This window comes from Bacillus rhizoplanae (genome assembly GCF_917563915.1).
Classification (GTDB): Bacteria; Bacillota; Bacilli; order Bacillales; family Bacillaceae_G; genus Bacillus_A; species Bacillus_A rhizoplanae.
The window spans coordinates 12,147-37,729 of the sequence record NZ_CAKJTI010000032.1; the positions used below are offsets into that span (position 1 = coordinate 12,147).

General features: G+C 38.5%; 26 protein-coding genes. 22 read left to right on the forward strand and 4 right to left on the reverse strand.

Annotation, left to right across the window (positions count from 1 at the left end):
• Nucleotides 1-70 precede the first annotated feature (70 nt).
• A complete protein-coding gene (locus tag LRP84_RS19225; RefSeq protein WP_230576545.1) occupies nt 71-490 on the forward strand; it encodes a universal stress protein in 420 nt (139 codons plus the stop codon).
• Nucleotides 491-607: 117 nt separating this feature from the next.
• Nucleotides 608-814, forward strand: coding sequence for a hypothetical protein (locus LRP84_RS19230; RefSeq protein WP_230576546.1), 207 nt, complete (start codon nt 608-610; stop codon nt 812-814).
• A gap of 31 nt (nt 815-845) precedes the next feature.
• On the opposite strand, the gene LRP84_RS19235 is transcribed toward LRP84_RS19230, so the two are convergent.
• Both LRP84_RS19235 and bcaP read right to left on the reverse strand, forming a co-directional pair.
• Nucleotides 846-1,247, reverse strand: a complete 402-nt coding sequence (locus LRP84_RS19235; RefSeq protein ID WP_230576547.1) for an exosporium protein D — start codon at nt 1,245-1,247, stop codon at nt 846-848.
• Between the two features lie 499 nt (nt 1,248-1,746).
• Nucleotides 1,747-3,156 carry a branched-chain amino acid transporter BcaP gene (gene bcaP, locus LRP84_RS19240; protein WP_098308389.1) on the reverse strand — a complete coding sequence of 470 codons (1,410 nt, stop codon included), beginning with the start codon at nt 3,154-3,156 and terminating at the stop codon, nt 1,747-1,749.
• A 250-nt stretch (nt 3,157-3,406) separates the two neighbouring features.
• Between bcaP and LRP84_RS19245 the strand changes: the two genes are divergently transcribed.
• The 12 genes from LRP84_RS19245 (at nt 3,407) to LRP84_RS19300 (ending at nt 17,292) form a co-directional block, all read left to right on the forward strand.
• Nucleotides 3,407-3,871 (forward strand): DUF4362 domain-containing protein, encoded by a 465-nt coding sequence (locus LRP84_RS19245; protein ID WP_230576548.1) that lies wholly within the window; start codon nt 3,407-3,409, stop codon nt 3,869-3,871.
• A 226-nt stretch (nt 3,872-4,097) separates the two neighbouring features.
• Nucleotides 4,098-6,080, forward strand: coding sequence for an excinuclease ABC subunit UvrB (gene uvrB, locus LRP84_RS19250; RefSeq protein WP_098308393.1), 1,983 nt, complete (start codon nt 4,098-4,100; stop codon nt 6,078-6,080).
• 5 nt (nt 6,081-6,085) lie between these two features.
• Nucleotides 6,086-8,956 (forward strand): excinuclease ABC subunit UvrA, encoded by a 2,871-nt coding sequence (uvrA, locus tag LRP84_RS19255; RefSeq protein ID WP_230576549.1) that lies wholly within the window; start codon nt 6,086-6,088, stop codon nt 8,954-8,956.
• Between the two features lie 56 nt (nt 8,957-9,012).
• On the forward strand, nt 9,013-9,345 hold the full coding sequence (locus LRP84_RS19260; protein ID WP_437438794.1) for a magnetosome magnetite crystal formation protein family: 333 nt from the start codon (nt 9,013-9,015) through the stop codon (nt 9,343-9,345).
• Nucleotides 9,346-9,631: 286 nt separating this feature from the next.
• Nucleotides 9,632-10,006 (forward strand): phage holin family protein, encoded by a 375-nt coding sequence (locus tag LRP84_RS19265; protein WP_230576551.1) that lies wholly within the window; start codon nt 9,632-9,634, stop codon nt 10,004-10,006.
• Between the two features lie 170 nt (nt 10,007-10,176).
• A complete protein-coding gene (hprK, locus tag LRP84_RS19270; protein ID WP_230576552.1) occupies nt 10,177-11,106 on the forward strand; it encodes an HPr(Ser) kinase/phosphatase in 930 nt (309 codons plus the stop codon).
• A gap of 72 nt (nt 11,107-11,178) precedes the next feature.
• Entirely contained in the window at nt 11,179-11,991 is an 813-nt protein-coding gene (gene lgt, locus LRP84_RS19275) for a prolipoprotein diacylglyceryl transferase (protein WP_230576553.1), read from the forward strand.
• 233 nt (nt 11,992-12,224) lie between these two features.
• On the forward strand, nt 12,225-12,863 hold the full coding sequence (gene ppaX, locus LRP84_RS19280) for a pyrophosphatase PpaX (RefSeq protein WP_230576554.1): 639 nt from the start codon (nt 12,225-12,227) through the stop codon (nt 12,861-12,863).
• A 64-nt stretch (nt 12,864-12,927) separates the two neighbouring features.
• Nucleotides 12,928-13,440 carry an acyltransferase gene (locus LRP84_RS19285; protein WP_230576555.1) on the forward strand — a complete coding sequence of 171 codons (513 nt, stop codon included), beginning with the start codon at nt 12,928-12,930 and terminating at the stop codon, nt 13,438-13,440.
• A gap of 122 nt (nt 13,441-13,562) precedes the next feature.
• Entirely contained in the window at nt 13,563-15,074 is a 1,512-nt protein-coding gene (locus LRP84_RS19290) for a tetratricopeptide repeat protein (protein ID WP_230576556.1), read from the forward strand.
• Between the two features lie 279 nt (nt 15,075-15,353).
• The gene (gene trxB, locus LRP84_RS19295) at nt 15,354-16,304 is read left to right on the forward strand and encodes a thioredoxin-disulfide reductase (protein ID WP_230576557.1); all 951 of its coding nucleotides are present in this window, start codon (nt 15,354-15,356) and stop codon (nt 16,302-16,304) included.
• 181 nt (nt 16,305-16,485) lie between these two features.
• Nucleotides 16,486-17,292 (forward strand): DUF368 domain-containing protein, encoded by an 807-nt coding sequence (locus LRP84_RS19300; RefSeq protein WP_230576558.1) that lies wholly within the window; start codon nt 16,486-16,488, stop codon nt 17,290-17,292.
• Between the two features lie 141 nt (nt 17,293-17,433).
• On the opposite strand, the gene LRP84_RS19305 is transcribed toward LRP84_RS19300, so the two are convergent.
• On the reverse strand, nt 17,434-17,868 hold the full coding sequence (locus LRP84_RS19305; protein WP_230576559.1) for a DoxX family protein: 435 nt from the start codon (nt 17,866-17,868) through the stop codon (nt 17,434-17,436).
• A 128-nt stretch (nt 17,869-17,996) separates the two neighbouring features.
• On the reverse strand, nt 17,997-18,173 hold the full coding sequence (locus LRP84_RS19310; protein ID WP_230576560.1) for a hypothetical protein: 177 nt from the start codon (nt 18,171-18,173) through the stop codon (nt 17,997-17,999).
• Between the two features lie 337 nt (nt 18,174-18,510).
• Between LRP84_RS19310 and LRP84_RS19315 the strand changes: the two genes are divergently transcribed.
• From LRP84_RS19315 to LRP84_RS19350, 8 genes are all read left to right on the forward strand, one after another.
• Entirely contained in the window at nt 18,511-19,242 is a 732-nt protein-coding gene (locus LRP84_RS19315) for a (Fe-S)-binding protein (RefSeq protein WP_230576561.1), read from the forward strand.
• Nucleotides 19,243-19,244: 2 nt separating this feature from the next.
• Nucleotides 19,245-20,660, forward strand: a complete 1,416-nt coding sequence (locus LRP84_RS19320) for a LutB/LldF family L-lactate oxidation iron-sulfur protein (protein ID WP_230576562.1) — start codon at nt 19,245-19,247, stop codon at nt 20,658-20,660.
• Entirely contained in the window at nt 20,660-21,361 is a 702-nt protein-coding gene (locus LRP84_RS19325; RefSeq protein WP_230576563.1) for a LutC/YkgG family protein, read from the forward strand. The genes LRP84_RS19320 and LRP84_RS19325 overlap by 1 nt, the downstream gene beginning before the upstream one ends.
• A gap of 328 nt (nt 21,362-21,689) precedes the next feature.
• Nucleotides 21,690-22,148, forward strand: a complete 459-nt coding sequence (locus LRP84_RS19330; RefSeq protein WP_098308417.1) for an NUDIX hydrolase — start codon at nt 21,690-21,692, stop codon at nt 22,146-22,148.
• Nucleotides 22,149-22,167: 19 nt separating this feature from the next.
• Nucleotides 22,168-23,049, forward strand: a complete 882-nt coding sequence (gene rapZ, locus LRP84_RS19335; protein ID WP_230576564.1) for an RNase adapter RapZ — start codon at nt 22,168-22,170, stop codon at nt 23,047-23,049.
• Nucleotides 23,050-23,052: 3 nt separating this feature from the next.
• Nucleotides 23,053-24,006 (forward strand): gluconeogenesis factor YvcK family protein, encoded by a 954-nt coding sequence (locus LRP84_RS19340; protein ID WP_230576565.1) that lies wholly within the window; start codon nt 23,053-23,055, stop codon nt 24,004-24,006.
• A 129-nt stretch (nt 24,007-24,135) separates the two neighbouring features.
• Nucleotides 24,136-25,086 carry a DNA-binding protein WhiA gene (whiA, locus tag LRP84_RS19345; protein WP_230576566.1) on the forward strand — a complete coding sequence of 317 codons (951 nt, stop codon included), beginning with the start codon at nt 24,136-24,138 and terminating at the stop codon, nt 25,084-25,086.
• 21 nt (nt 25,087-25,107) lie between these two features.
• Complete coding sequence (locus LRP84_RS19350; protein WP_230576567.1) at nt 25,108-25,365, forward strand: HPr family phosphocarrier protein; 258 nt, start codon at nt 25,108-25,110, stop codon at nt 25,363-25,365.
• Nucleotides 25,366-25,583: the final 218 nt, after the last annotated feature.

Genomic DNA, 25,583 nt, shown 5'->3' on the forward strand with positions numbered 1-25,583 from the left:
GCACGTACTCCCAAACCATGCAGCCGCGGTTCAGTGTACACAGGCAACTATATATGAGAGGACGATACGTATGTATAAAAAAATGTTAGTGGCGTTCGACGGCTCGGCACCTTCTGTCCGCGCCCTTCACCATGCAGCGGAGCTGGGGAAAACAATCGGATCTGAAAAGTTGACGATTCTGCATGTGAATAAAGACCTTCCGATGCAGGAGCCTATTCTGAACATCGATCTGGATCAACTATTAGACGAGGAGAATCAAGAGATATTAACCTCTGCAATCCAGTTTCTCTCAGAATCCAATGTGAATTATGAGGCCCGTACACTTGATGGTGACCCAGCCCACATCATTACTGTATATGCTTCAGAGCACGATTACGATATCATTATAATGGGAAACACAGGAAAGGGACTAATCAAGGAAGCGTTGTTAGGAAGTGTAAGCAATAAAGTGGCACAGTCCGCGCATTGTCCAATACTTATTGTAAAATAAACATAAAACACTTTTGGTAAATAATTAATAATTTACCAAAAGTGTTTTTTATTTTTCTTCGAAAAAATCCCTTCTATATAATTGTGGTATTTTTCGTTAAATGGATCAGGGTCTAACATGGAAAATATGATAGCGAATAAACAAGAGGAAGTGGAGGCGCTTGAAAATATAGCTAGTTTTGATGCAGATGTATTTTTAAGCGAAACCGCGAATCGTGTGAGTAAAGTGTGGAGAATTGTTTTTTGTGTAGATACGCTTATTACTCTCTCTTATGTTATTTTCCCAAAAAAGAAAAAGAAAGAGAAAGAGACGTTGCCGCGCTAGGGTAACATCTCTGTTTTCTTTTCTTCATTTCTCACAGCAGATACAGATCAATTTTTTTGATGAATACATGCAATCCACCTTGAGCAGAGTCAAGATTTGAGACACTCAAGCTCTCAAAGTTTTCTACTTGAAATATTCTTGCACTTTCTGTAATTATAGCAGTAATAGGGTTACGGGGGCTTTTTGTTATAATGGTTATCGCCAAAGGTAAAGGCTTTCCACACTTTAATGAGGCAGAAGTCAGCTGAAGTAATGTTTTATTCTGATTACCAGTAAAATCTTGAAAAACAGGTTGATGGCTAGTGCCTCCTGGTACGAGAACTAGTACTGGGGAATTTGTTGATCCAATTGTATGATTTTCAAAAAAACAGTTATGAGTATTTGATTTATCTTTAAGGCATTCCTCATCAGATTTGTTATGATGATCAGGCATATTGGTGCTAAACCTCTTTTCTTTATTTTTGATACATTGTATTCCAAAAGTAGAAAACACGTGTGGACAATGCGTGACGAGCTAGCTGTTCATTCAAGTTGAAAACATCTTGTTTGAGCTACGTGAATTTGATGTATGTCAATATATAAAAAAGCTGCTGCCCTTAATGGACAACAGCTTTTTTGTTACCTCGTATTATCGGATAGTAAAACCCTCACTGATGTAAGTTTCACTTTATCCCGCTATTTGCGGGCAGTAAGATCTCCACCTCAAGATTGTGAGGAATCCGAAGAAAAAAGGTGGGAGATAACTGCCTGTAAAAGCCCGATTGGTTCAACTAACCTTCTGGGAAAAAACGCTCTCAGAAGGAAGTTTCACTTTATCCCGCCCAAACAGCCGGTAAGAAGTAAGGCAAGGAAGAGAGACAAACCGTCTGTAAGGTCCCGATTGGTTCAACTAACCATTCGGAGAAAGAACATCTCCGAATGGAAGTTTCACTTTATGCGGCGTCGTCTTTTTGTTCGTTTCTCAAAGTACTATTTTTATATCCGTAGCTGAAATATACAATTAAACCGATAACTAACCAAACACCAAAGCCAATCCATGTTGTTACTGGAAGCTGTAATGTTAGGTATCCGCAGAATAGAATTGCTAATATTGGAACCCATGGTACGAAAGGTACTTTAAAGGCACGCGGCAAGTCTGGCTGTTTTTTGCGTAAGATGATAACACCAATTGATACAACGATGAATGCAAATAATGTACCAATGTTTGTTAGTTCTGCTAGCTTGCTTAATGGAACAAAGCCAGCAAAGAAAGCAACCATAGCTGCTGTAATCCAGCTATTCATAACAGGTGTTTGCGTTTTTGGGCTTACACGAGAAAGTGCTTTTGGCAGTAAGCCATCGCGGCTCATTGCATAAAATAAACGTGTTTGTCCATATAACATAACGAGTAACACGGTTGTAATCCCAGCAATTGCTCCTAAAGAGACAAGGCCGGCAACCCAATCTTGATGAATATATTGCAGTGCAAATGCTACAGGGTTTTTTACATCTAACTGACTGTAGGGAACGATTCCTGTTAATATTAATGAAACAACGATATATAAGATTGTACAGATTGCTAAGGAAGCGATAATACCAATTGGCATGTTACGCTGTGGATTTTTTACTTCTTCAGCAGCTGTTGATACAGCATCAAATCCAATATAAGCAAAGAATACAGTTGCAGCTCCAGTTGTTACGCCAGAGAAGCCAAATGGCATAAATGGTGTCCAGTTTTCAGGTTTTACATAGAAAGCACCAACACCGATGAATAGAAGAACAACAAATAATTTGATAGCTACCATAATAGCGTTAAAACGAGCTGATTTTTTTGCACCTCTTGTTAATAACAATGTCATGATGAAAATAATGCAAATTGCCGGCACGTCTACATATGTTCCAGCCGCAGGGTTGTAAGCGCTTGTTAAAGCATGCGGCAGTTTAATACCAAAGCCAGCTAATAATCCTTGGAAATATCCAGACCAACCAGATGCAACGGCTGAAGATGCCAAACCGTATTCTAGAATTAAATCCCATCCTAAAATCCAAGCGATTATTTCTCCAAATGTTGCGTAACTGTAAGTGTATGCACTACCTGATACCGGTACAGTTGAAGCAAATTCGGAATAACATAATGCTGCGAATACACAGGCTAAACCGGATAAAATAAACGATAAAATAAGTGCTGGTCCTGCATGTTCTGCTGCAGCAACGCCAGTAAGAACGAAAATGCCCGTTCCGATAATAGCGCCGACTCCTAACATTGTTAAATCAAATGCCCCTAAATCCTTTTTTAAAGAAGCTCCTTTCTGCTGTGATTGTGCTAACATTGCGGAAATCGATTTTTTTCGAAATAGATCCATATAGATCCCTCACCCTCATTGTTGTTATAATATTCTGAACATTAAGATCGCGTTGTCGTAAAATGTCGAATCTTTAAACGTATTGTAATATGAAAAATGGGCATTGTAAATACTAATTTTTTAGAAAATTCTACCTATACAAAAAACGATAGATTTCTTGTCGATATTTGTATAGGTATTTTTATTGCTACGACAAGTTATTTCATTTTGAATGATAGTATCAAGTCAAAATGGGTTGGAGAGGATTAAGATGAGAAAAGGAATTGTCTCATTGTGCTTTCTATTCTACATAGGCGGTTTGGCGGGTTGTTTATCTACTGTAAAAACAGTAGAAGATAATCAGAAACATGGTGAAGCGAAAGTTGATGAAAAGAATGATATCGTCGCAAAAATAGGTGAGGGATCTAATTTAGATCGGTTTCAGCAGTTTCTGACTCATGTGAAAAGCGGCAAAGCTGATAGAGTGCGTATTGTGAATTATACAGATGAAGGAGATCCGATTTTTCAAACATTAGATTATGATGGAATCAATATAAACTATCTTTTTGATGATTCTAACGACAAATTTGGAGGAAGTCATAAAGGGAAAAAAAGCAATGTGTGTAAAGGGATTATGAAAGAAAAAAGCGGTGAAGACGTAAGCTGTAAATTAAGTGAATGTAAAGAAAATCATGAGTATATCAGTTATTTTTTGTTGAAGATACCTCATGGATAAAGTGAAACTTCCATCAGTGGGGGTTTTCTTCAGCCCTCACTGCCCGTTAATGCGGGATAAACAAAAAAGATGCTTAGTAAATAGGCTTCTTTTTTTGTTGTTATATATTGAATTTGTAGAAAGGGTGTCGAATTGTTTATCGAATATTTGTTCGTTTTTTTGGTTTTTTTATGAGCATTCGTGGTAAAATGGGAATACAGATTTTTTACGAGGAGGGCGGATTTATTTGGAACATCAATTTGAAATTGTCTCAGAATATTCCCCGCAAGGTGACCAGCCAAGAGCGATAGAGCAGCTGGTAGCTGGGATTAAAAATGGTAAGAAACATCAAGTGTTGCTTGGAGCGACAGGAACGGGTAAGACATTTACGATTTCAAATGTCATTAAAGAAGTCAAGAAGCCAACACTTGTAATGGCTCATAATAAAACGTTAGCAGGACAGCTATACAGTGAGTTGAAAGATTTCTTTCCGAACAATGCGGTTGAATATTTTGTTAGTTACTACGACTATTATCAACCGGAAGCGTATGTACCGCAAACCGATACATTTATTGAAAAAGACGCACAAATTAATGATGAGATTGATAAATTGCGTCACTCAGCGACATCGGCTTTATTTGAACGAGATGATGTTATTATTGTAGCGAGTGTGTCTTGTATTTACGGTTTAGGTTCTCCAGAAGAATATAGTGAGCTTGTTGTCTCTTTACGCGTTGGTATGGAGAAGGAACGCAATCAACTGCTTCGTGAACTTGTTGATGTGCAGTACGGCCGTAATGATATTGACTTCCAGCGTGGAACGTTTCGCGTGCGCGGGGATGTAGTTGAGATTTTTCCAGCATCCCTTGATGAACATTGTATTCGGATTGAGTTTTTTGGCGATGAGATTGATCGTATTCGAGAAGTGAATGCATTAACAGGTGAAGTATTAGCAGAACGTGAGCATGTGGCAATCTTCCCGGCATCTCACTTCGTTACACGCGAAGAAAAAATGAAAGTTGCCATTGAAAATATTGAAAAAGAATTAGAAGAACGTTTAAAAGAATTAAATGATAACGGTAAATTGTTAGAAGCGCAGCGGATAGAGCAGCGAACACGTTACGATTTAGAAATGATGCGTGAGATGGGTTTTTGTTCAGGGATTGAGAACTACTCCCGTCATTTGACGCTCCGTCCAGCTGGTTCAACACCATATACATTATTAGATTATTTTCCTAAAGATTTTCTTATCGTGATGGATGAGTCGCATGTATCAGTGCCGCAAGTAAGAGCGATGTATAACGGAGATAAAGCGCGTAAGCAAGTGCTTGTTGATCATGGATTCCGTCTGCCATCAGCGCTAGATAACAGACCGCTTATGTTTGAAGAGTTTGAAGAGAAAACGAATCAAGTTGTGTACGTATCAGCAACGCCGGGACCGTATGAATTAGAACATACACCGGAAGTTGTGGAGCAAATTATTCGTCCAACTGGGCTTTTAGATCCGCAAATTGATGTACGTCCAATCGAAGGACAAATTGATGATTTATTAGGAGAAATTCACGACCGAATTGCAAAAAATGAGCGCGTTTTAATTACAACATTAACAAAGAAAATGTCAGAGGATTTAACTGATTACTTGAAGGATGTTGGGATTAAAGTAAATTATTTGCATTCTGAAATTAAAACATTAGAACGGATTGAGATTATTCGCGATCTTCGTCTAGGGAAGTTTGATGTGCTTATTGGTATTAACTTACTTCGTGAAGGACTCGATATTCCAGAAGTGTCGCTTGTAGCAATATTAGATGCAGATAAAGAAGGATTCCTTCGTTCAGAGCGCTCGCTTATTCAAACGATTGGCCGGGCAGCACGTAATGCAAATGGTCATGTTGTGATGTATGCGGACCGAATTACAAAATCGATGGAAATCGCAATCAATGAAACGAAGCGTCGTCGTCAAATTCAAGAAGCATACAATGAAAAGCATGGGATTACACCAAAAACAATTCAAAAAGAGGTGCGCGATGTCATTCGTGCAACGATGGCTGCGGAAGATACAGAAACGTATGAGACAGCACCACTAACTTCTAAGAAAATGACGAAAAAAGAACGAGAAAATGTCATTGCAAAAATGGAAGCGGAAATGAAAGAAGCTGCAAAAGCGCTTGATTTTGAACGGGCAGCTGAGCTTCGTGATTTATTACTAGAGCTAAAAGCAGAAGGGTGAAGGCGATGAGTAAAGATTTTATCGTTGTAAAAGGTGCGAGAGCCCACAATTTAAAAAATATTGATGTCACCATTCCGAGAAATCAACTTGTTGTTGTAACAGGGTTATCTGGTTCAGGAAAATCGTCGTTAGCATTTGATACGATTTATGCGGAAGGACAGCGCCGTTATGTAGAATCACTATCGGCGTATGCACGTCAATTTTTAGGACAAATGGATAAACCGGATGTGGATGCAATTGAAGGATTGTCTCCGGCTATTTCAATTGATCAAAAAACGACGAGTCGCAATCCGCGTTCAACAGTCGGAACGGTGACAGAGATTTACGATTATTTACGTTTATTATTTGCGCGTATCGGAACACCAATTTGTCCAAATCACGGCATTGAAATTACATCGCAAACAGTTGAGCAAATGGTAGATCGTATTTTAGAATATCCAGAGCGTACGAAACTCCAAGTGCTCGCGCCGATTGTATCAGGCCGTAAAGGTGCGCATGTAAAGTTGTTAGAAGATATTAAAAAGCAAGGGTATGTTCGCGTTCGTGTTGACGGGGAAATGCTTGATGTATCGGAAGAAATTACGTTAGATAAAAATAAAAAGCATTCGATTGAGGTTGTAATTGATCGCATTGTTGTGAAAGAAGGAATTGCAGGCCGTCTTGCTGATTCGTTAGAAACAGCTTTGAAGCTTGGTGAGGGCCGCGTTTTAATTGACGTAATCGGAGAAGAAGAGTTGCTGTTTAGCGAGCATCATGCTTGTCCGCATTGCGGATTTTCTATTGGTGAACTTGAGCCGCGCATGTTTTCTTTTAACAGTCCTTTCGGTGCGTGTCCGTCTTGTGATGGTCTTGGTGCAAAGCTAGAAGTAGATCTTGATTTAGTGATTCCAAACTGGGATTTATCATTAAATAATCATGCAATTGCGCCTTGGGAACCAACAAGTTCGCAATATTATCCGCAATTGTTGCAGTCTGTTTGTAACCATTATGGTATTGACATGGATGTGCCGGTAAAAGATATTCCGAAGCATTTGTTTGAGAAGGTGTTATACGGAAGCGGAGATGAAAAAGTATATTTCCGCTATGTGAACGACTTTGGTCAAGTGAAGGAAAGCGATATTATTTTTGAAGGCGTGATTCCAAACATTGAGCGCCGTTACCGGGAAACGAGCTCTGATTATATTCGTGAGCAAATGGAAAAATATATGGCGGAGCAAGCTTGTCCAAAATGTAAAGGCGGCCGTTTGAAACCAGAAAGCTTAGCTGTTTTTGTAGGTGAGAAAACGATTGCGGAAGTAACGCAGTTTTCCGTTCAGGAAGCGCACGATTTCTTTACAAATATTGAATTAACAGAAAAGCAACAAAGTATTGCTAATCTTATTTTGCGTGAAATTAAAGAGCGTCTTAGTTTCTTAATTAACGTAGGACTCGATTATTTAACGCTTAGCCGTGCAGCCGGAACATTATCAGGCGGAGAAGCACAGCGTATTCGCTTAGCGACGCAAATTGGATCGCGGTTAACGGGTGTATTGTATATCCTTGATGAACCTTCTATCGGTTTGCACCAACGTGACAATGATCGCTTAATCCATACGCTGCAAGAAATGCGTGATTTAGGAAATACGCTTATTGTTGTTGAACACGATGAAGATACGATGATGGCCGCAGACTATTTATTAGATATTGGTCCTGGTGCAGGTATTCACGGCGGGCAAGTCGTTTCAGCAGGTACGCCGCAAGAAGTGATGCATGATGACAATTCCTTAACAGGACAATATTTATCAGGCAAAAAGTTTATTCCAGTTCCGCTGGAGCGCCGCAAAGGTGATGGGCGTAAAATAGAGATTATTGGAGCGAAGGAAAATAACTTAAAAAATGCGAAGATGTCATTCCCGCTTGGCACATTTGTTGCTGTAACGGGTGTATCAGGTTCAGGGAAAAGTACACTAATTAATGAAGTGCTATATAAAGCGGTTGCTCAAAAATTATATAAATCGAAAAGTAAGCCTGGTATGCATAAAGAAATTAAGGGTCTTGAGTATTTAGATAAAGTGATCGATGTTGATCAATCACCAATTGGGCGTACACCGCGTTCAAACCCAGCAACATATACAGGTGTGTTTGATGATATTCGTGATGTGTTTGCACAAACGAATGAAGCGAAAGTGCGCGGTTATCAAAAAGGGCGCTTCAGCTTTAATGTGAAAGGTGGCCGCTGTGAAGCGTGCCGCGGCGATGGAATTATTAAAATTGAAATGCATTTCTTGCCAGATGTATATGTTCCGTGTGAAGTTTGTCACGGAAAACGTTATAATCGTGAAACATTAGAAGTAAAATATAAGGATAAAAACATTTCTGAAGTATTAGAGATGACAATTGAAGATGGAGTAGAGTTCTTTGCGAATATCCCGAAAATTAAACGTAAGCTCCAAACGCTTGTGGATGTAGGGCTCGATTACATGAAACTCGGTCAACCAGCAACGACGTTATCGGGCGGAGAAGCGCAGCGCGTGAAGCTAGCATCTGAGCTGCATCGTCGTTCAACAGGACGAACGTTATACATTTTAGATGAACCGACAACTGGCCTTCATGCACATGACATTGCTCGTCTATTAAAGGTGCTTCAGCGTCTTGTTGATAATGGTGAAACAGTGCTTGTGATTGAACATAATTTAGATGTTATTAAAACGGCAGACTACCTTATTGATCTTGGGCCTGAAGGCGGCGATAAAGGCGGACAAATCGTTGCAACAGGTACGCCGGAGCAGGTTGTGAAAGAAGTGCGTTCTTACACAGGCAAGTATTTAAAAGATGTTTTAGATCGTGATAAAGCACGCATGAAAGAAAAAGTGGAAGAAGTAGAATTAACACAGTAAAACAAACATCTAATAAAGAAGTATTACTTCTTTATTAGATGTTTTCTGCTATATCCATGAAAAAGGGAGTGGATTTTGTGGATTCTACGCAAAAGATTTTAGCTTCATGCTGCTACTTCAGTATTTTTGTGGCTCCGTTATTGTTTCCTATTATCGTGTATTTTGTTGTTCCCCATGAAGAAGTGAAATCTCATGCAAAGAAAGCTTTCATTTCACATTTACTACCATTCTTTTGTTTATTTCTCGTGTTTCTACTTGTATTTGTTATGAACACACCAGAACAAATTGGTGCACTCGTGCTTGTAGCTATGTTGTTATTTGGTCTTGTGAATCTTGTTATTTTTATATGGAATATTGTGAAAGGTGTACAGGTGCTTGCGAATGAGTAAATGATCCCGCTACTTTTGGACAACTCAAGATTCGGAGAAAAAGCATTACCGAAAGGAAGTTTCACTGTACCCCGCTCAAACAAGCAGTAAGCAAAGATGAAAATTCGAGAAGGGGGAACTGCTTGTAAGAGCCCGATTGGTTCAACTAACCCTTCGGAGAAAAAAGCATCTCCGAAGAGAAGTTTCACTTTATCTGTACTTGGTGTTTTTTTCTGATTGGAGTATTATTGTTGATATATGTAGTTTGGGTTGTAATTGTCCCTAATGAAAAGGAAGTGTAAGGAATATGAGATGGATTCTATCACTTATTGTGAATAGTATTGTGCTAATTGCTGTATCGGGTCTTCTTAAAATTTTTGCACCAGGTGCGTTTGAAATAGCAAATATACAAACAGCAATTATTGCAAGCTTAATTTTAGCAGTTTTAAATGTAGTTGTGAAACCGTTCTTAATTTTAATTACGCTGCCAATTACGATATTAACATTTGGTTTCTTCTTAATTGTTATTAATGCGATTACGTTGGAAATTACAGATTCGTTACTTGGCGATGCGTTTAATTTATCTGGATTTGGCGTAGCGATTGTTGCAGCAATCTTTATTTCGATTTTAAACATGTTAATTGATAAAGTGATTATTGAACCATTGTCTGAGAAAAAATAAGTGGAGAGTATAAGTATCCGACAAAACGTAAAACATTTTGCGCAAAGCGTGGAATGTTTTTTTCTTTTTCAAAAGAAACCGTGTTTCGTGTTTTAAGAAAAAAATGGTACAATAGCGGGGAGAGTGGTAGTACGCTGCTTAGATACATTCCGCAACGTGGAGGTTTACATATGCCAAAAGTTCGAACGAAAGATTTAATTGAACATTTTCATTTAGAACTAGTAAGCGGTGAAGAAGGAATTCATCGTCCGATTGATACAAGTGATTTATCACGACCAGGAATTGAAATGGCGGGATTTTTCACATATTATCCAGCGGATCGTGTTCAGCTTCTTGGGAAAACAGAGCTTACTTTTTTTGATACGTTAACAGAAGGACAAAAGCAAGCGCGTATGCAAGCACTTTGTACAGAAGAAACACCGTGTATTATCGTAACGCGTGGTCAAGATGTACCTGAGGAATTAATGCAAGCATCTCGCCAGGCAGATGTGCCCCTGCTGCGTTCACCGTTAAAAACAACACGCTTATCAAGCCGCTTGACGAATTACTTAGAAAGTAAATTAGCACCAACAACAGCAATTCACGGTGTATTAGTTGATATTTACGGTGTTGGTGTAATGATTACAGGACAAAGTGGTGTCGGGAAAAGTGAAACAGCACTTGAGCTTGTGAAACGCGGACATCGACTTGTGGCTGATGATAGTGTAGAAATTCGTCAAGAAGATGACGATACACTAGTCGGAAGTTCACCGGAGTTAATTGAACATTTACTTGAAATTCGTGGACTTGGCATCATTAACGTTATGACGTTATTTGGTGCAGGTGCAGTGCGTAATCATAAACGTATTTCACTTGTAATTAATCTTGAGATTTGGGATCAAAAGAAAAACTACGATCGCCTTGGTTTAGATGAAGAAAAAATGAAGATCATTGATACAGAGATTACAAAGATTACACTTCCAGTACGACCTGGTCGAAACTTGGCTGTTATTATTGAGGTGGCAGCGATGAATTTCCGTTTAAAGCGTATGGGTGTCAATGCAGCGCAGCAATTTTCAGAGCGTCTTATGAGTGCGATTGAACTAGGAGATCAAAATTAATAAAAGTGAAGATTTCGTCAGTGGAGGGGTTCTTTCTCCTCTACTGATAGAAAGAGAAAGGAAGTGAAGAATATGCTGTTAGGGTCTGTACCACAGCTTGATCGTGTGGCGATTCAGCTCGGACCGTTTCCGATTTATTGGTATGGTGTAATTATTGGCACTGGTGTCTTACTTGGATTATGGCTTGCAACTCGAGAAAGTGAACGGCTTGGTCTGCCGAAAGATACAATTATTGATTTAGTATTGATTGCGGTGCCGATTGCAATCCTTTGTGCACGTGCATACTATGTTATTTTCGAATGGGGCTATTATTCGCAAAATCCAAGCGAAATTCTTAGAATTCGTCACGGCGGCTTAGCCATTCATGGCGGATTAATCGGAGCGGTTCTTACAGGCTGGGTATTTGCGAAAAAACGCGGTCTTTCTTTTTGGAAGCTAGCAGATATTGTTGCACCAAGTATTTTACTTGGGCAAGCGATTGGACGCTGGGGAAACTTTATGAACCAAGAAGCACATGGCGGTGAAGTGACGCGTCAATTTCTCGAAAGTTTACATTTGCCACAGTTTATTATAAATCAAATGTATATTGATGGTGTATATTACCAGCCGACATTCTTATATGAATCATTATGGGACTTTGCTGGGGTTATTTTGCTTTTACTTCTTCGTAAAGCAAATTTACGCCGCGGTGAACTATTCTTTACATATTTAATTTGGTATTCTACCGGGCGCTTCTTTATAGAAGGATTACGTACAGATAGCTTAATGCTCGGCCCGCTTCGTGTTGCACAAGTTATATCAATTGCCATAATTATCGTCTCCATTATTTTCATTGTTGTGAGACGCAAAATGGGGTATGCAGATAAACGATATTTAGAACAATAATGATATAACTTTGTAATTCAGTGAATGAGTCGGGGTTGAATGAAAAAAGTAGCGTCACATATGCGGCGCTGCTTCTTTTCTTATCCCGCTATTCGCGGGCAGTTATCCCCCATCTCAAGAGTGTTGGGGGATAACTGCCCGTAAAAGCCCGATTGGTTCAACTAACCATCAGCGGGAAGAAATCGCTGATGGAAGTCTCACTTTATCATACAACAACTAGGGGTGGCGAAAAGATGAAAATTAATACAGTGTTATTTGATTTGGATGGAACGTTGATTAATACAAACGAACTTATTATCTCTTCATTTTTACATACATTAGAAAAGCACTACCCAAATCAATATAAACGTGAAGATGTACTGCCATTTATTGGTCCGTCATTACATGATACATTTAGTAAAATCGACGAGAACCGAGTGGAAGAGCTTATTCAATGTTATCGTGATTTTAACCATGAATATCATGATGAATTAGTAGAAGAGTATGAAACAGTGTATGAAACTGTACAGGTGCTTCGAGAAAAAGGTTATAAAATCGGGATTGTAACAACAAAGGCGCGCAAAACTGTTGAAATGGGATTACAGTTAACGAAATTAAAGCAGTTTTTTGATGTTGTGGTAACAATTGATGATGTAGAACATGTGAAACCACATCCAGAGCCAATTCAAAGAGCGCTTCAGTTATTAGAGGCAAAGCCGGAAGAATCTTTGATGGTAGGCGATAACCATCATGATATTGTTGGTGGACAAAATGCTGGTGTGAAGACAGCTGCTGTTGCATGGACAATTAAAGGACGCGAATATTTAGAGTCTTACAAACCTGATTATGTGTTAGAAAAAATGAGTGACTTATTAACAATCTTACCTCACTAATCGTTTTTCTTACGAGCGGCTGGGCTCAGCAGTTAAGCGAGAGTACAAAAAGGGAGAGAGCAAGGTGCGACGGACAACGCGCTATCCAGTATCAGGAGCAAATTCATTATGGAATGTATATAAAACGGTTTCATTTTGGAAAGTGATGAAAAATTTCATTGTGATCCAAATCGCGCGATATACCCCTTTTTTACGAATGAAAAATTGGTTATATCGCACATTTTTGCGCATGCAAATCGGAGAGAAAACTTCTTTTGCACTTATGGTTATGCCAGATACTATGTTCCCAGAGAAAATTACAGTTGGACGTAATTCAGTGATTGGCTATAATACAACGTTGTTAGCTCATGAATACTTAATTACAGAATATCGCCTTGGTGAAATTATTATTGGAGACGAAGTAATGATTGGTGCAAATTCGACTGTTTTACCTGGTGTTGTCATTGGAGACGGGGCAATTGTTTCAGCAGGGACACTTGTTCATCGTGATGTACCGAGCGGCGCTTTCGTCGGTGGGAATCCTATGCGAATTATTTATACGAAAGAGGAAATGGCAGCGAGAGAAGGGAAATGTTAGAAATGTAACATTTCCCTTCTCTTTTCGGGAATGAAAAGGAAATATTTGTGTATAATATATGGTTTTGTTTTTAGCGGAATCGTTTATACTTAGAGATAGAAGAATGAAATAATGGAGGAGTTATGGGGAAAAATCAAGAAATTCATAAAGAGAACGGACAAGTTATTTCTTTTAATCAATTAGCTGACTTCTTTTATAATAAAGGTATGAAGGCTTATCGCAATCATCATTTAGAAGATGCAATTAAATATTTTAAGAGAGCGGCACAAAATCAGAAAGAGCCGTTTATTTTATGTCAATTAGCAACGGCATTATCGGAAGCGGGAGAGTATCACGAATCGAATCAAATCTTATTACAAATTGTTCGTACGGGTGAACAAATAGAAGAATGCTATTATTTTATGGCAAATAATTATGCGTATCTTGGGTTATTCCAACAAGCAAAAAAATATGCAGAGCGGTATTTAGAGATTGCGACGGATAAAGAATTTATTGCTGAAACGATAGAACTTCTAGAGATCATTGAAGAAGAAGAAATGGATACGCCGGAATTCGAAGATGAAGATGGATTAATTGTGATGCAAGAGCAAGCAAATCATTATATTCGTAACGGTCAATTAGAAGAGGCGATTGCGACGCTTGAAGGAGTCATAACGGAATATCCGGAATTTTGGTCAGCGCATAATAATTTAGCAATTGCTCATTTTCAGCTTGGGAATGTTGATCAAGCGTTGAAAATGACAGAGCTGATTTTAGAGAAGAATCCAGGGAATATTCATGCGTTATGTAATACGCTTATTTTTCTATATTCCATTGGGGAATATAAGCAAGTAGAAAAGTTAGCAGAGCAATTGGAAACAGTGTATCCGATGTCGTTTGAACATCGTGTGAAACTAGGGACAACATTTGCGACAATTGGTCGTTTTGAAAGTGCATATAAATGGTTAAAAGTGTTAAAACGTCAAGGTTACGAAGGTGATGTTAGCTTTTATTATTGGTTTGCATATTCTGCCTATATGGTAAAGGATGAGCAAACAGCCGAGAAAATGTGGGCGCATGTAGTGGAATTACATCCTGATAAAAAGGGAAAAGAACCTTGGAATGCTATTAATTTAGTAGATGAAGGCCAAAATATTTTATTCCGAGAGCTTCAGCAATCGTTTCAAAAAAGTGAAACATTGGAAGAACAAATGCTCGCTTTATATTTAATGAATGAACTGACAACACCAGAGAAGCTTGGCTTTTTCTTTGATGTTATGCAATCTCCTAAGCGTGTTCCGATTGTATCGCAACTAGCGAACTATTTCTTCTTAATTAACAGTCATAAAAGTATTCCAAGAGAACTGCAGCAGTTTGAACAATGTATTCGTATTGCAGATGCTTTATACAATTATACGAAAAAAGATGATGAGCTTATTGAAGAATGTTTACATCTTTGGTTTTGTACATTTATACGTTTATACACGAGCGGAACGTCCTTTACAAATGTATATGGCTGGTCAGCAGCAGTTGAATATATTGTACGCGGCGAGTGCCGAGATAAGTTAACGCAGGCAGAGCTTGGTAATATATATAATGTATCGGTAGCAACTGTAGGAAAATATGTGCAAGCAGTGAGACGTTTGCATGCATAAAGTGAAACTTCCATTGGAAGGTGCTTTTCCTTCGAATGGTTAGTTGAACTAATCGGGCTTTTACGGACAGTTATCCCCCACCTATCTTCTTCGCTTCTCTCTGAATCTTGAGGTGGGGATCCTACTGTCCGTTAATGCGGGATAAGGCGAAACTTTCATCAGTGGAGGTCTTACTGCCCGTGAATAGCGGGATAAATGCAAGCAAATCACTGGGAAAAACCGGTTGCCAGCAGTATAATGAGGGTATCAAAAGAGCGATAAGAACAGGAGATGAACAATATGGCAGAAGAAAAAATTTATGATGTAATTATTATCGGAGCTGGTCCAGCGGGGATGACAGCAGCTGTGTATACATCTCGTGCGAATTTAAGCACACTGATGCTTGAACGCGGTATCCCGGGCGGACAAATGGCAAATACAGAAGAAGTCGAAAACTACCCAGGATATGACCACATTTTAGGGCCAGACTTATCAAACAAAATGTTTGAACATGCGAAGAAATTCGGTGCAGAATACGCATATGGTGATGTGAAACAAGTTATTGATGGGAAAGAATATAAAACAGTTGTAGCTGGAAAGAAAGAATATAAAGCACGTGCAATTATTGTAGCAAGCGGTGCGGAATATAAGAAAATTGGCGTGCCGGGAGAGAAAGAACTTGGCGGCCGCGGTGTATCATACTGTGCGGTATGTGACGGTGCATTCTTTAAAGGTAAAGAGCTTGTTGTTATTGGCGGCGGCGACTCAGCTGTTGAAGAAGGTGTGTATTTAACACGCTTTGCAACGAAGGTAACGATTGTTCACCGTCGTGACCAATTACGTGCACAAAAGATTTTACAGGACCGTGCTTTCCAAAATGAAAAAATTGATTTCATTTGGAATCATACTGTAAAAGAAATTAACGAAGCAAACGGAAAAGTAGGCAGCGTAACACTTGTGGATGTAAATAGCGATGAAGAGCAAGAGTTTAAAACAGATGGCGCATTTATCTATATTGGTATGCTACCACTTTCTAAACCATTTGCAGAGCTAGGTATTACAAATGAAAATGGTTATATTGAAACAAATGAACGTATGGAAACAAAGGTTCCTGGTATTTTCGCAGCTGGTGATATTCGCGAAAAGATGCTTCGTCAAATTGTAACAGCAACTGGTGATGGAAGTATTGCAGCACAAAGTGCACAGCATTATGTGGAAGAACTATTAGAAGAATTAAAAGTAGGAAAATAATGAACAAGGAAAAGAAGCTATCTTTATTAGGGTAGCTTCTTTTTTTGTGATATAGGATTTCAGCACTTTAATTGTCATCGAGATGTCATATATGCTTTTGGGTTTTGATAGTACTCTTTTTCTTTTGTTGTTATACTTTAATTTGGGAAAATATGCAAAAGAAATGAGGAATGTACACAGGATGGAATGGCGTAATGTATATCGTGGTTTTTGTATGGGAGTTAGTGATTTAATTCCTGGTGTGAGCGGCGGCACAATCGCTGTTGTACTGGGGATTTATGAGCAGCTACTTGCAGCCATCAGCGGATTCTTTAGTCGTGAGTGGAAAAAACATTTAGGATTTTTGATTCCGCTTGGTGCTGGTATAGCAGCAGCATTTTTGACGTTAAGTCATGTAATTAAGTATTTACTGGAAAATCATTATGAGCCAACGCAATTTTTCTTCCTTGGCTTAATCTTGAGCATTTTACCAATGTTAATGAGGGAAGCAAATGCGAAGGAAACATTTAAAGCAGGACATATTATTATATTGTTTGTTGCGGCAGCTCTTGTAGCCGTAACAGTATTTTTTAAGCCAGATCAAGCGGCAGATCCAATTATGACGTTAACAATTTTAAATACGATTGGGCTGTTCCTTGCGGGCTGGATGGCTAGTATGGCTATGCTGCTTCCAGGGATTAGTGGATCGTTTATTTTATTAATCATTGGTGTGTATCCAACAGCGATTGAAGCTTTAACAACATTAAATCTACCATTAATTGCAGTAATTGGTGCAGGTGTTATGGTAGGGTTTGTTGTAAGTAGTAAAGGGATTAGCTATTTATTAATGCATTATAAAAGTGGAACATTTGCGGCAATTATCGGACTTGTTATTGGGTCAATTGCAGTGGTGTTTCCTGGTATTCCAACAGGCGGTATGTCGATTGTAAGTTCTATTATTACGTTTATCTTAGGATTTGCGATTGTATCCTATTTTAGTAAGAAATAAGTGATTGAGGGATAGCCCTCAATCACTTATTTTTTTTGTTTATTGATGTTTTGGGTAACCCCTTGGATATTTTCGTTTTGGAGAACAATGATTTCTTAACTTGATGGCGATGGGGCGGGACCCCATAGTTAAGTGGGGTTGTTAGCCTGCGAGCAGTACTAGTACAATAAAGATGACTTGTATACTAGTTCGTAGCCATAGTGAGGGAGGATGTTTTCCAGCGATAGTTAACTTCTCTTTTGATGCCTTGATATTTGCTGGAAACATAGCAATGAGTAAGATCGCTAAGCAAATGGAAGTCAATCTAGACATAGATGGAATTAATATACCTATCGCTGCAGCAATTTCTAACAAACCAGTAATCAAGACTATTAAATCAGGTCTGGGGAAAATCGATGGTACCATGCGGATTAAGTCAGTTTTTCTCTTTCCCCACCTGGCGGAAGCAGCAATAAGTAACATAGCAGCAATAGCTGCTTGAAGTGATGTGTGCCAACTATCAAAATAAGACAAACCCATTTGCCCCATACCTAGAAATAAAAAGAATGAAATAATGAGCACGTAAAATGCTACCATAACTATTCTCCTCCTCCTGATTAAGCTTTTAATAAATTACTCATGAGTAATTTTAGTTCTTCAGTTTGAAAAGAAGGTTTTTTTCCAGGAATAGCATGATGTACTTGGTAACCAAGCATCAGTAAAATCTACAGTTCTGCTGTTCTACTACTATCGATGGAGCTTTTAATCACACCATGTTGTTGGTCACTTTCAATCCATTGTTTTGAAAAATGTAATGCATGTTCATAGTATTGCTGTAGTACCTTCATGACAGAAGGTTCATTTTCTCTTCCTAATAAATATAACAGCACTCGATTTGTCACTAGATGATCCTCAGAAGTCGACAAGTTCTGTATAACTTTCTCTAAGGATGCCTCAAAAGTTTTTCTCCTTTACTTATCATTTTTATTCATATTTTTCATGTTTTTTACTAAAAATACAAAAAAGGTAGATTGGTTGACAAAGTTACTTGAACATACAGTGATTATCTTTGCTTTTCTACTGTATCCCGCTCTAACAAGCAGTAAGCGAAGGTGGAAATTCAAGGAGGAGAACTGCTTGTAAGAACCCGATTGGTTCAACTAACCATTCGAAGGAAAAGCACCTTCGAATGGAAATTTCACTTTATCCCGCTACTTTACCTTATTTGGAGGTGTCAATATGAAAGTATCCGTATTTATTACTTGTCTTGGGGATGTTTTTTATCCAGAAGTAGGAAAAGATGTTGTTGAAATTCTTGAAGATTTAGGTTGTGAAGTCGACTTTCCAAAAAATCAAACCTGCTGTGGTCAACCTGCTTATAATAGCGGTTATCAAAAAGAAACGAAAACAGCTGCAAAACATATGATTGAAGCATTTGCTGGTTCAGAATATGTTGTGGCACCATCAGGGTCTTGTGTCATGATGGTTCACGAGTTTTCAAGCTTATTTTCTGAAAGTGAAACAGAATGGAAGCAAAAGGCTACTGAACTTGCAAAGAAAACATATGAATTTACACAATTTCTTGTAGAAGTGTTAGGTAAAGAAGATTTAGGTGCGGAACTTCATAAAAAAGCAACTGTTCATACATCTTGTCATATGAGCCGGTTAATGGGTATTAAGGAACCTCCTCAAAAGTTATTAAAACATGTAAAAGGGTTAGAAGTCGTTCCATTATCACACAATTATGATTGCTGTGGATTCGGCGGTACATTCTCAGTGAAGATGGCAGAAATCTCAGAGCAAATGGTTGATGAAAAAGTGAAACATATTATGGAAACAGGTGCGGAAGTGTTAATCGGAATGGATTGCAGCTGTTTAATGAATATAAAAGGTCGATTAACACGTAATGGCTATCCAATTGAGGTAAAGCATATTGCTCAAGTATTAAATGAGGATAGAAGGGGGATATAAAAATGGGAATGAAAATTGGAAACGATCCCTTTCATAAACGCACTGAAACGGCCGTTGGTGATCAATTCATGAGAAGGGCTGTTGCGAAAGCTCAAGATGGCCTTAGAAGTAAGAAATTAAAAGCTACTGAAAGTCTTGGAAACTGGGAAGAATGGCGATCTTTAGGAGAAGAGATTCGGAAGCATACACTAGAAAACCTTGATTATTATTTATATCAACTCAGTGAAAATATCGAAAAAAACGGGGGCTTTGTTTATTTCGCAGAGACTGCTGAAGATGCAAGGGAATACGTAAAAGGTATTATAAAAAAGAAAAACGCGAAAAAAATTGTAAAGTCAAAATCTATGGTAACGGAAGAAATCAGTCTAAATGAAGCAATGGAAGAAGTTGGCGGGGAAGTATTAGAAACGGATCTTGCAGAATTTATTTTACAAATTAATGACCATGATCCGCCATCACATATTGTTGTTCCTTGTCTTCATAAAGATAAAGAAAGTATTTGTGAGTTGTTTAAAGAAAAAATAGGTTATACCGGAACAGCTGATCCTGAAAAAATGGCGAGGTTTGTACGGAACTATTTGCGTAATGACTTTTTAACAGCGGATGTAGGAGTGACTGGGTGTAATTTTGCTGTTGCAGAGTCCGGGTCTGTTTCTATTGTAGCGAATGAAGGGAATGCGAGGTTAGTTACGACCATTCCGAAAACGTTAATTACCGTTATGGGTATGGAACGGATTGTCCCAACATGGGAGGAGCTGGATGTGTTAGTAACACTCCTGTGCCGAAGTTCTGTAGGGCAAAAGTTAACAAGTTATATTACAGGCTTAACGGAACCTGGGGGGACAGATGGACCTGAGGAATTTCATTTAGTAATTGTTGATAATGGGCGTTCCAATATTTTAAGAACAGAATTCCAAAGTGTCCTTCAATGTATTCGTTGCGCGGCATGTATTAATGTATGTCCAGTATATCGTCATATCGGAGGTCATGCATACGGCTCAATCTATCCAGGTCCGATCGGTGCTGTATTGACACCGCTTTTAGGAGGATATGATGAATATAAAGATCTACCTTATGCATCTAGCCTTTGCGGTGCTTGTACGGAAGCATGTCCCGTAAAAATACCTTTACATGAATTGTTAATTCGACATCGCCGACAGATTGTGGAAGAAGCGAAAAAGTCTCCTTTAGCTTGGGATATGGCTATGAAAGGCTTTGAAAAAATGGCGAATAGCTCGAGGTCGTTCTCCCTTGCAGCGAGGACAGCTCCGTACGCATTAAAGCCCTTTATAAAAGGAGACAAAATTGAACGCGGGGTAGGGCCGTTAAAAGCTTGGACAGAAGCGAGAGATTTTCCGGCTCCGAAAAAACAACCGTTTAGAGATTGGTTTGAAAAACGGTCAAGGGAGGAGAAATAATGGCTATTCAAAATCGCGATACATTTTTATCCCGATTATCAGAGAAACTGGGCAGAAAACGCCCGGAAACAGTAAAAAAACCAAGTTGGTCTTTTTCTCCACAATGGAGCGTTTTTGACGGATTAACACAAGATGAACTTATATCGAAGTTAGTTGAACAATGTGAAGATATTCATACAGAAGTTCAGCGAACAACGAAGGCAAACCTTGTTGAAACGTTACAATCCTTTATGAAAGAATGGAATATCGGATCTGTTATTTATTCTTATGATGAACGGTTTGATGAATATAATCTGAATGGATTTTTTACAAGTGAAGGGGAGATACATTTCCATAAATGGGATTTGGATCATAAAGAAGAGAGTATTGAATTTGCAAAAACAGCTGATGTTGGAATTACGTTTAGTGATATAACTCTTGCTGAATCAGGAACTGTCGTTTTATTTAATGAGGGTATAAAAGGGAGGCCAGTTAGTCTTCTTCCTGAATCATATATCGCAATTGTCCCGAAAAGTACGATTGTGCCAAGATTAACACAAGCTACAAAGATGATTCATAATCAAAATATGAAGGGTGAAAAAATCCCATCCTGTTTGAACTTCATCTCTGGTCCATCAAACAGTGCTGATATTGAAATGAATCTTGTCGTAGGTGTTCATGGACCAATAAGAACAGCATATATTATTGTGGATGATCAATAATTGTACAAGGCCTCTCTCTGCCACCTGCCGATCAAATTAATATGCTGAAGTATCCCAATTAGAAAATTTTTTTCGCTACTTTGGAGCAGTAAGATTCCCGCCTCAAGATTCAGAGAAAAACAAGAAATATAGGTGGGGGATGAAAAAAATTACTTATGGAAGTTTCACTTTATTTTTTTCACTGAATGGTGATGGGAATAGTCTCCCATCATCTTTTTAATTTGTCAGAGGCCGGGCGTTCCTTCATTGTGACAAACTGTATTTGATAGTATAATGAAGTGAGTATATAATGGGGATTTCCCTGTTATAAGTAGCTGAGGTGAGAAGCTTGCAAAGAGTGACAAACTGTGTGTTAATCAAGGATAATGAAGTTCTCCTATTACAAAAGCCTCGTCGAAATTGGTGGGTTGCTCCAGGCGGCAAGATGGAGCGCGGCGAAACAGTAAGAGAGTCGGTTGTTCGTGAATATCGCGAAGAAACGGGTATTTATTTGAAAAATCCAACATTAAAAGGTGTTTTTACTTTCGTGATCCAAGAAGGAGATAAGGTTGTTTCTGAATGGATGATGTTTTCCTTCTTAGCTACAGATTTTGCAGGAGAAAATAAATTGCAAAGCGAAGAAGGGATAATAGGCTGGCATACAGTTGATAAGATTGATGAGCTGCCAATGGCGCCAGGAGATTATCATATTATTGATTATTTAATTAAAGGAAATGGTATTATTTACGGTACATTTGTATATACACCAAATTTTGAATTACTTTCGTATCGATTAGATCCGAGTTAAACCATAAGGGGGGGATATGATGGACGCACATAATGATATTAAAATGGTCATTATTACAGGAATGTCCGGAGCAGGAAAAACGGTTGCTCTGCAAAGCTTTGAGGATTTAGGATATTTTTGTGTGGATAATTTACCGCCCATGTTGTTGCCGAAGTTTGTTGAATTAATGGCAGATTCGAAAGGGAAAATGAATAAAGTAGCGCTTGGTATCGATTTGCGTGGCCGAGAGTTTTTTGATCACTTATGGGAAGCACTTGATGATTTAACAGAACGTACATGGATTATTCCGCATATTTTATTTTTAGATGCAAAAGATAGTACGCTTGTAACTCGTTATAAAGAAACGAGGCGTTCACATCCACTTGCTCTAACAGGTCTTCCGTTAAAAGGAATAGAAGCAGAGCGTACGCTGTTAACAGATATGAAGGCGCGCGCGAATATTGTCCTTGATACGTCAGACTTAAAACCGAAAGAGTTAAGAGAAAAGATTATTCAATTATTCTCACCTGAGAGTGAGCAAGCATTTCGTGTGAACGTGATGTCATTTGGATTTAAATATGGTATTCCAATTGATGCTGATTTAGTATTTGATGTTCGTTTTTTACCGAATCCATACTACATTCCACACATGAAGCCGTTAACAGGTCTTGATGAGGAAGTATCATCCTATGTGCTGAAGTTTAATGAAACGCACAAATTTCTAGAGAAGTTAACAGACCTTATTTCCTTTATGCTTCCACATTATAAGCGAGAAGGAAAAAGTCAACTTGTCATTGCAATTGGATGTACAGGCGGACAACATCGATCCGTTACGCTTGCAGAATATTTGACGAAACATTTGAAGCAAGAGTGTCCAACTCATGTGTCTCATCGTGATGTGGAGAAGAGAAAGGGACATTAAGCGATGGAAAAAGAGAGAAAACCGAAAATCGTTATTATGGGAGGCGGAACTGGTTTATCCGTTTTATTGCGCGGGTTAAAAAAGTATCCTGTCGATATTACAGCGATTGTAACGGTTGCTGATGATGGGGGAAGTTCTGGGAGACTTCGTGATGAGTTAGAAATTCCACCTCCTGGAGACATTCGCAACGTGCTTGTTGCGTTGTCTGATGTGGAGCCTCTTGTGGAGGCGTTATTCCAACATCGTTTTACATCAGGAGAAGGATTAACAGGACATGCGCTTGGTAATTTATTGTTAGCTGGAATGACAGCTATTACGGGCGATTTCTTTCATGCCATTACGGAAACAAGTAAAGTGTTAAATGTAAGAGGCCGTGTACTTCCAGCTGCGAATCAAAGTGTTGTTTTGCATGCGGAATTGGAAGATGGGCAAATTGTAAGCGGGGAATCTAAAATTCCGTATTACGGCAAAAAGATTAACCGTGTATTTTTAACACCGGGGGAAGTAGAACCGCTTCATGAAACACTAATGGAAATTCGAAAAGCTGATTTACTTGTATTTGGGCCAGGTAGTCTATACACAAGTATTTTGCCGAATTTAATGGTAAAAAAAATCGGCGATGCAGTCCTTCGTGCAAAAGCGAAGAAAGTGTATGTGTGTAATGTAATGACTCAAGTTGGTGAAACAAGGGGATATACAGCGTTTGATCATGTGAAAGCATTGCATGATCATCTTGGAGAAGCGTTTATTGATACAGCAATAGTGAACGATGAACCAATTCCAGTTGAATTATTAGGACGTTATGCAGAAGAAATGTCGAAGCCAGTTACAATTGATGAAGAGCATTTTACAGCGCATAATATTAAGTTGATTAAAGATCGTTTAGTAAAATATGATGATCAAGTTGTGCGTCATGATACAGTAAAATTAGCTTCGATTTTACATTCGTTAATATAAATTGTAAGCTTGAAGAAATAGTGAAGAGGCTTGCATAGTAGAAGGCGTTACTTCTTTGAGGTAACGCTACAAATTCATTTAGGGCATGAAAATAATTATGATTTTACATTTTGTCAGGAGGTGAAATGGTTGTCATTTGCATCAGAAACAAAGAAAGAGCTGACAAAGCTTGAAATGAAGGGGTGCTGTGAGAGGGCAGAGTTATCAGCATTACTTCGGATGAACGGTTCACTCTCCTTTTCAAATCGCCGTGTAATCATTGATATTCAAACGGAAAATGCAGCGATTGCTCGAAGAATTTATACATTATTGAAAAAAGGATATAACGTTACAGTTGAGTTACTTGTGCGTAAGAAAATGCGCTTAAAGAAAAATAATGTGTATATCGTTCGTTTAGTCGAAAAAGCACGTGAAATTTTATCGGATTTGCAAATTGTACGAGAGGACTTTTCGTTTATTCGTGATATTTCACAAGAATTAATTGAGAAAAAGTGTTGTAAACGTTCATATTTACGCGGTGCGTTTTTAGCTGGTGGTTCCGTTAATAATCCGGAAACATCATCATATCATCTAGAAATTTTCTCGTTATACAAAGAACATAATGATGCGATATGTGAACTTATGAACGAGTTTGCATTAAATAGTAAAACGTTAGAAAGGCGAAAAGGGTATATTACGTATTTAAAGGAAGCGGAAAAGATTACCGAGTTCTTAAATATTATTGGTGCTCATAATGCTCTTTTAAGGTTTGAAGATATTCGCATTGTGCGCGATATGCGTAATTCTGTAAATCGTCTTGTGAATTGTGAAACAGCAAACTTAAATAAGACGATTGGTGCAGCCTTAAGGCAAATCGAAAATATTCGTTATATTGATGAAACAGTTGGTCTGGATTTTTTACCAGATAAATTACGTGAAATCGCAGAACTGCGTATCAATTATCAAGATGTTACATTGAAAGAATTGGGGGAAATGGTATCCGGGGGAAACATTAGTAAATCGGGTATCAACCATCGTTTACGTAAAATCGATGATATTGCTGATAAATTGCGTGCTGGAGAAGCAGTTGCAAAAAAATAAAAGGTAAAGGGGAATGGAGCTGTGGTTCAAAAACAGGTAGAGGTGTTGTTGAAAACTGGATTGCAAGCACGTCCGGCAGCGTTGTTTGTACAAGAAGCAAATCGTTTTCAAGCCGATATTTTTATGGAGAAAGACGGAAAAACAGTCAATGCTAAGAGTATTATGGGGATTATGAGCTTAGCAATTGGATCTGGATGTAAAGTTACAATTACTGCAGAAGGATCAGATGAAACAGCAGCATTAGAAGCACTTGTTGCTTATGTGCAAAAAGAACAATAAAGTGAAACTTCCATCAGTGGGGGTCTTACTGCCCGCGAATAGCGGGATAAAAAGAGCTATCGCGAATGTGCGATAGCTCTTTATTGTGAATCGAGTTTTGGTGGCTGGATTACTCACTCGCATGTCGAACATCGTCGAAGGGTCTTTATCCCGCATTAACGGGCAGTAAAGGATGGAGAAGAGCGGGGAAGAAAACTGCCCGTAAAAGCCCGATTGGT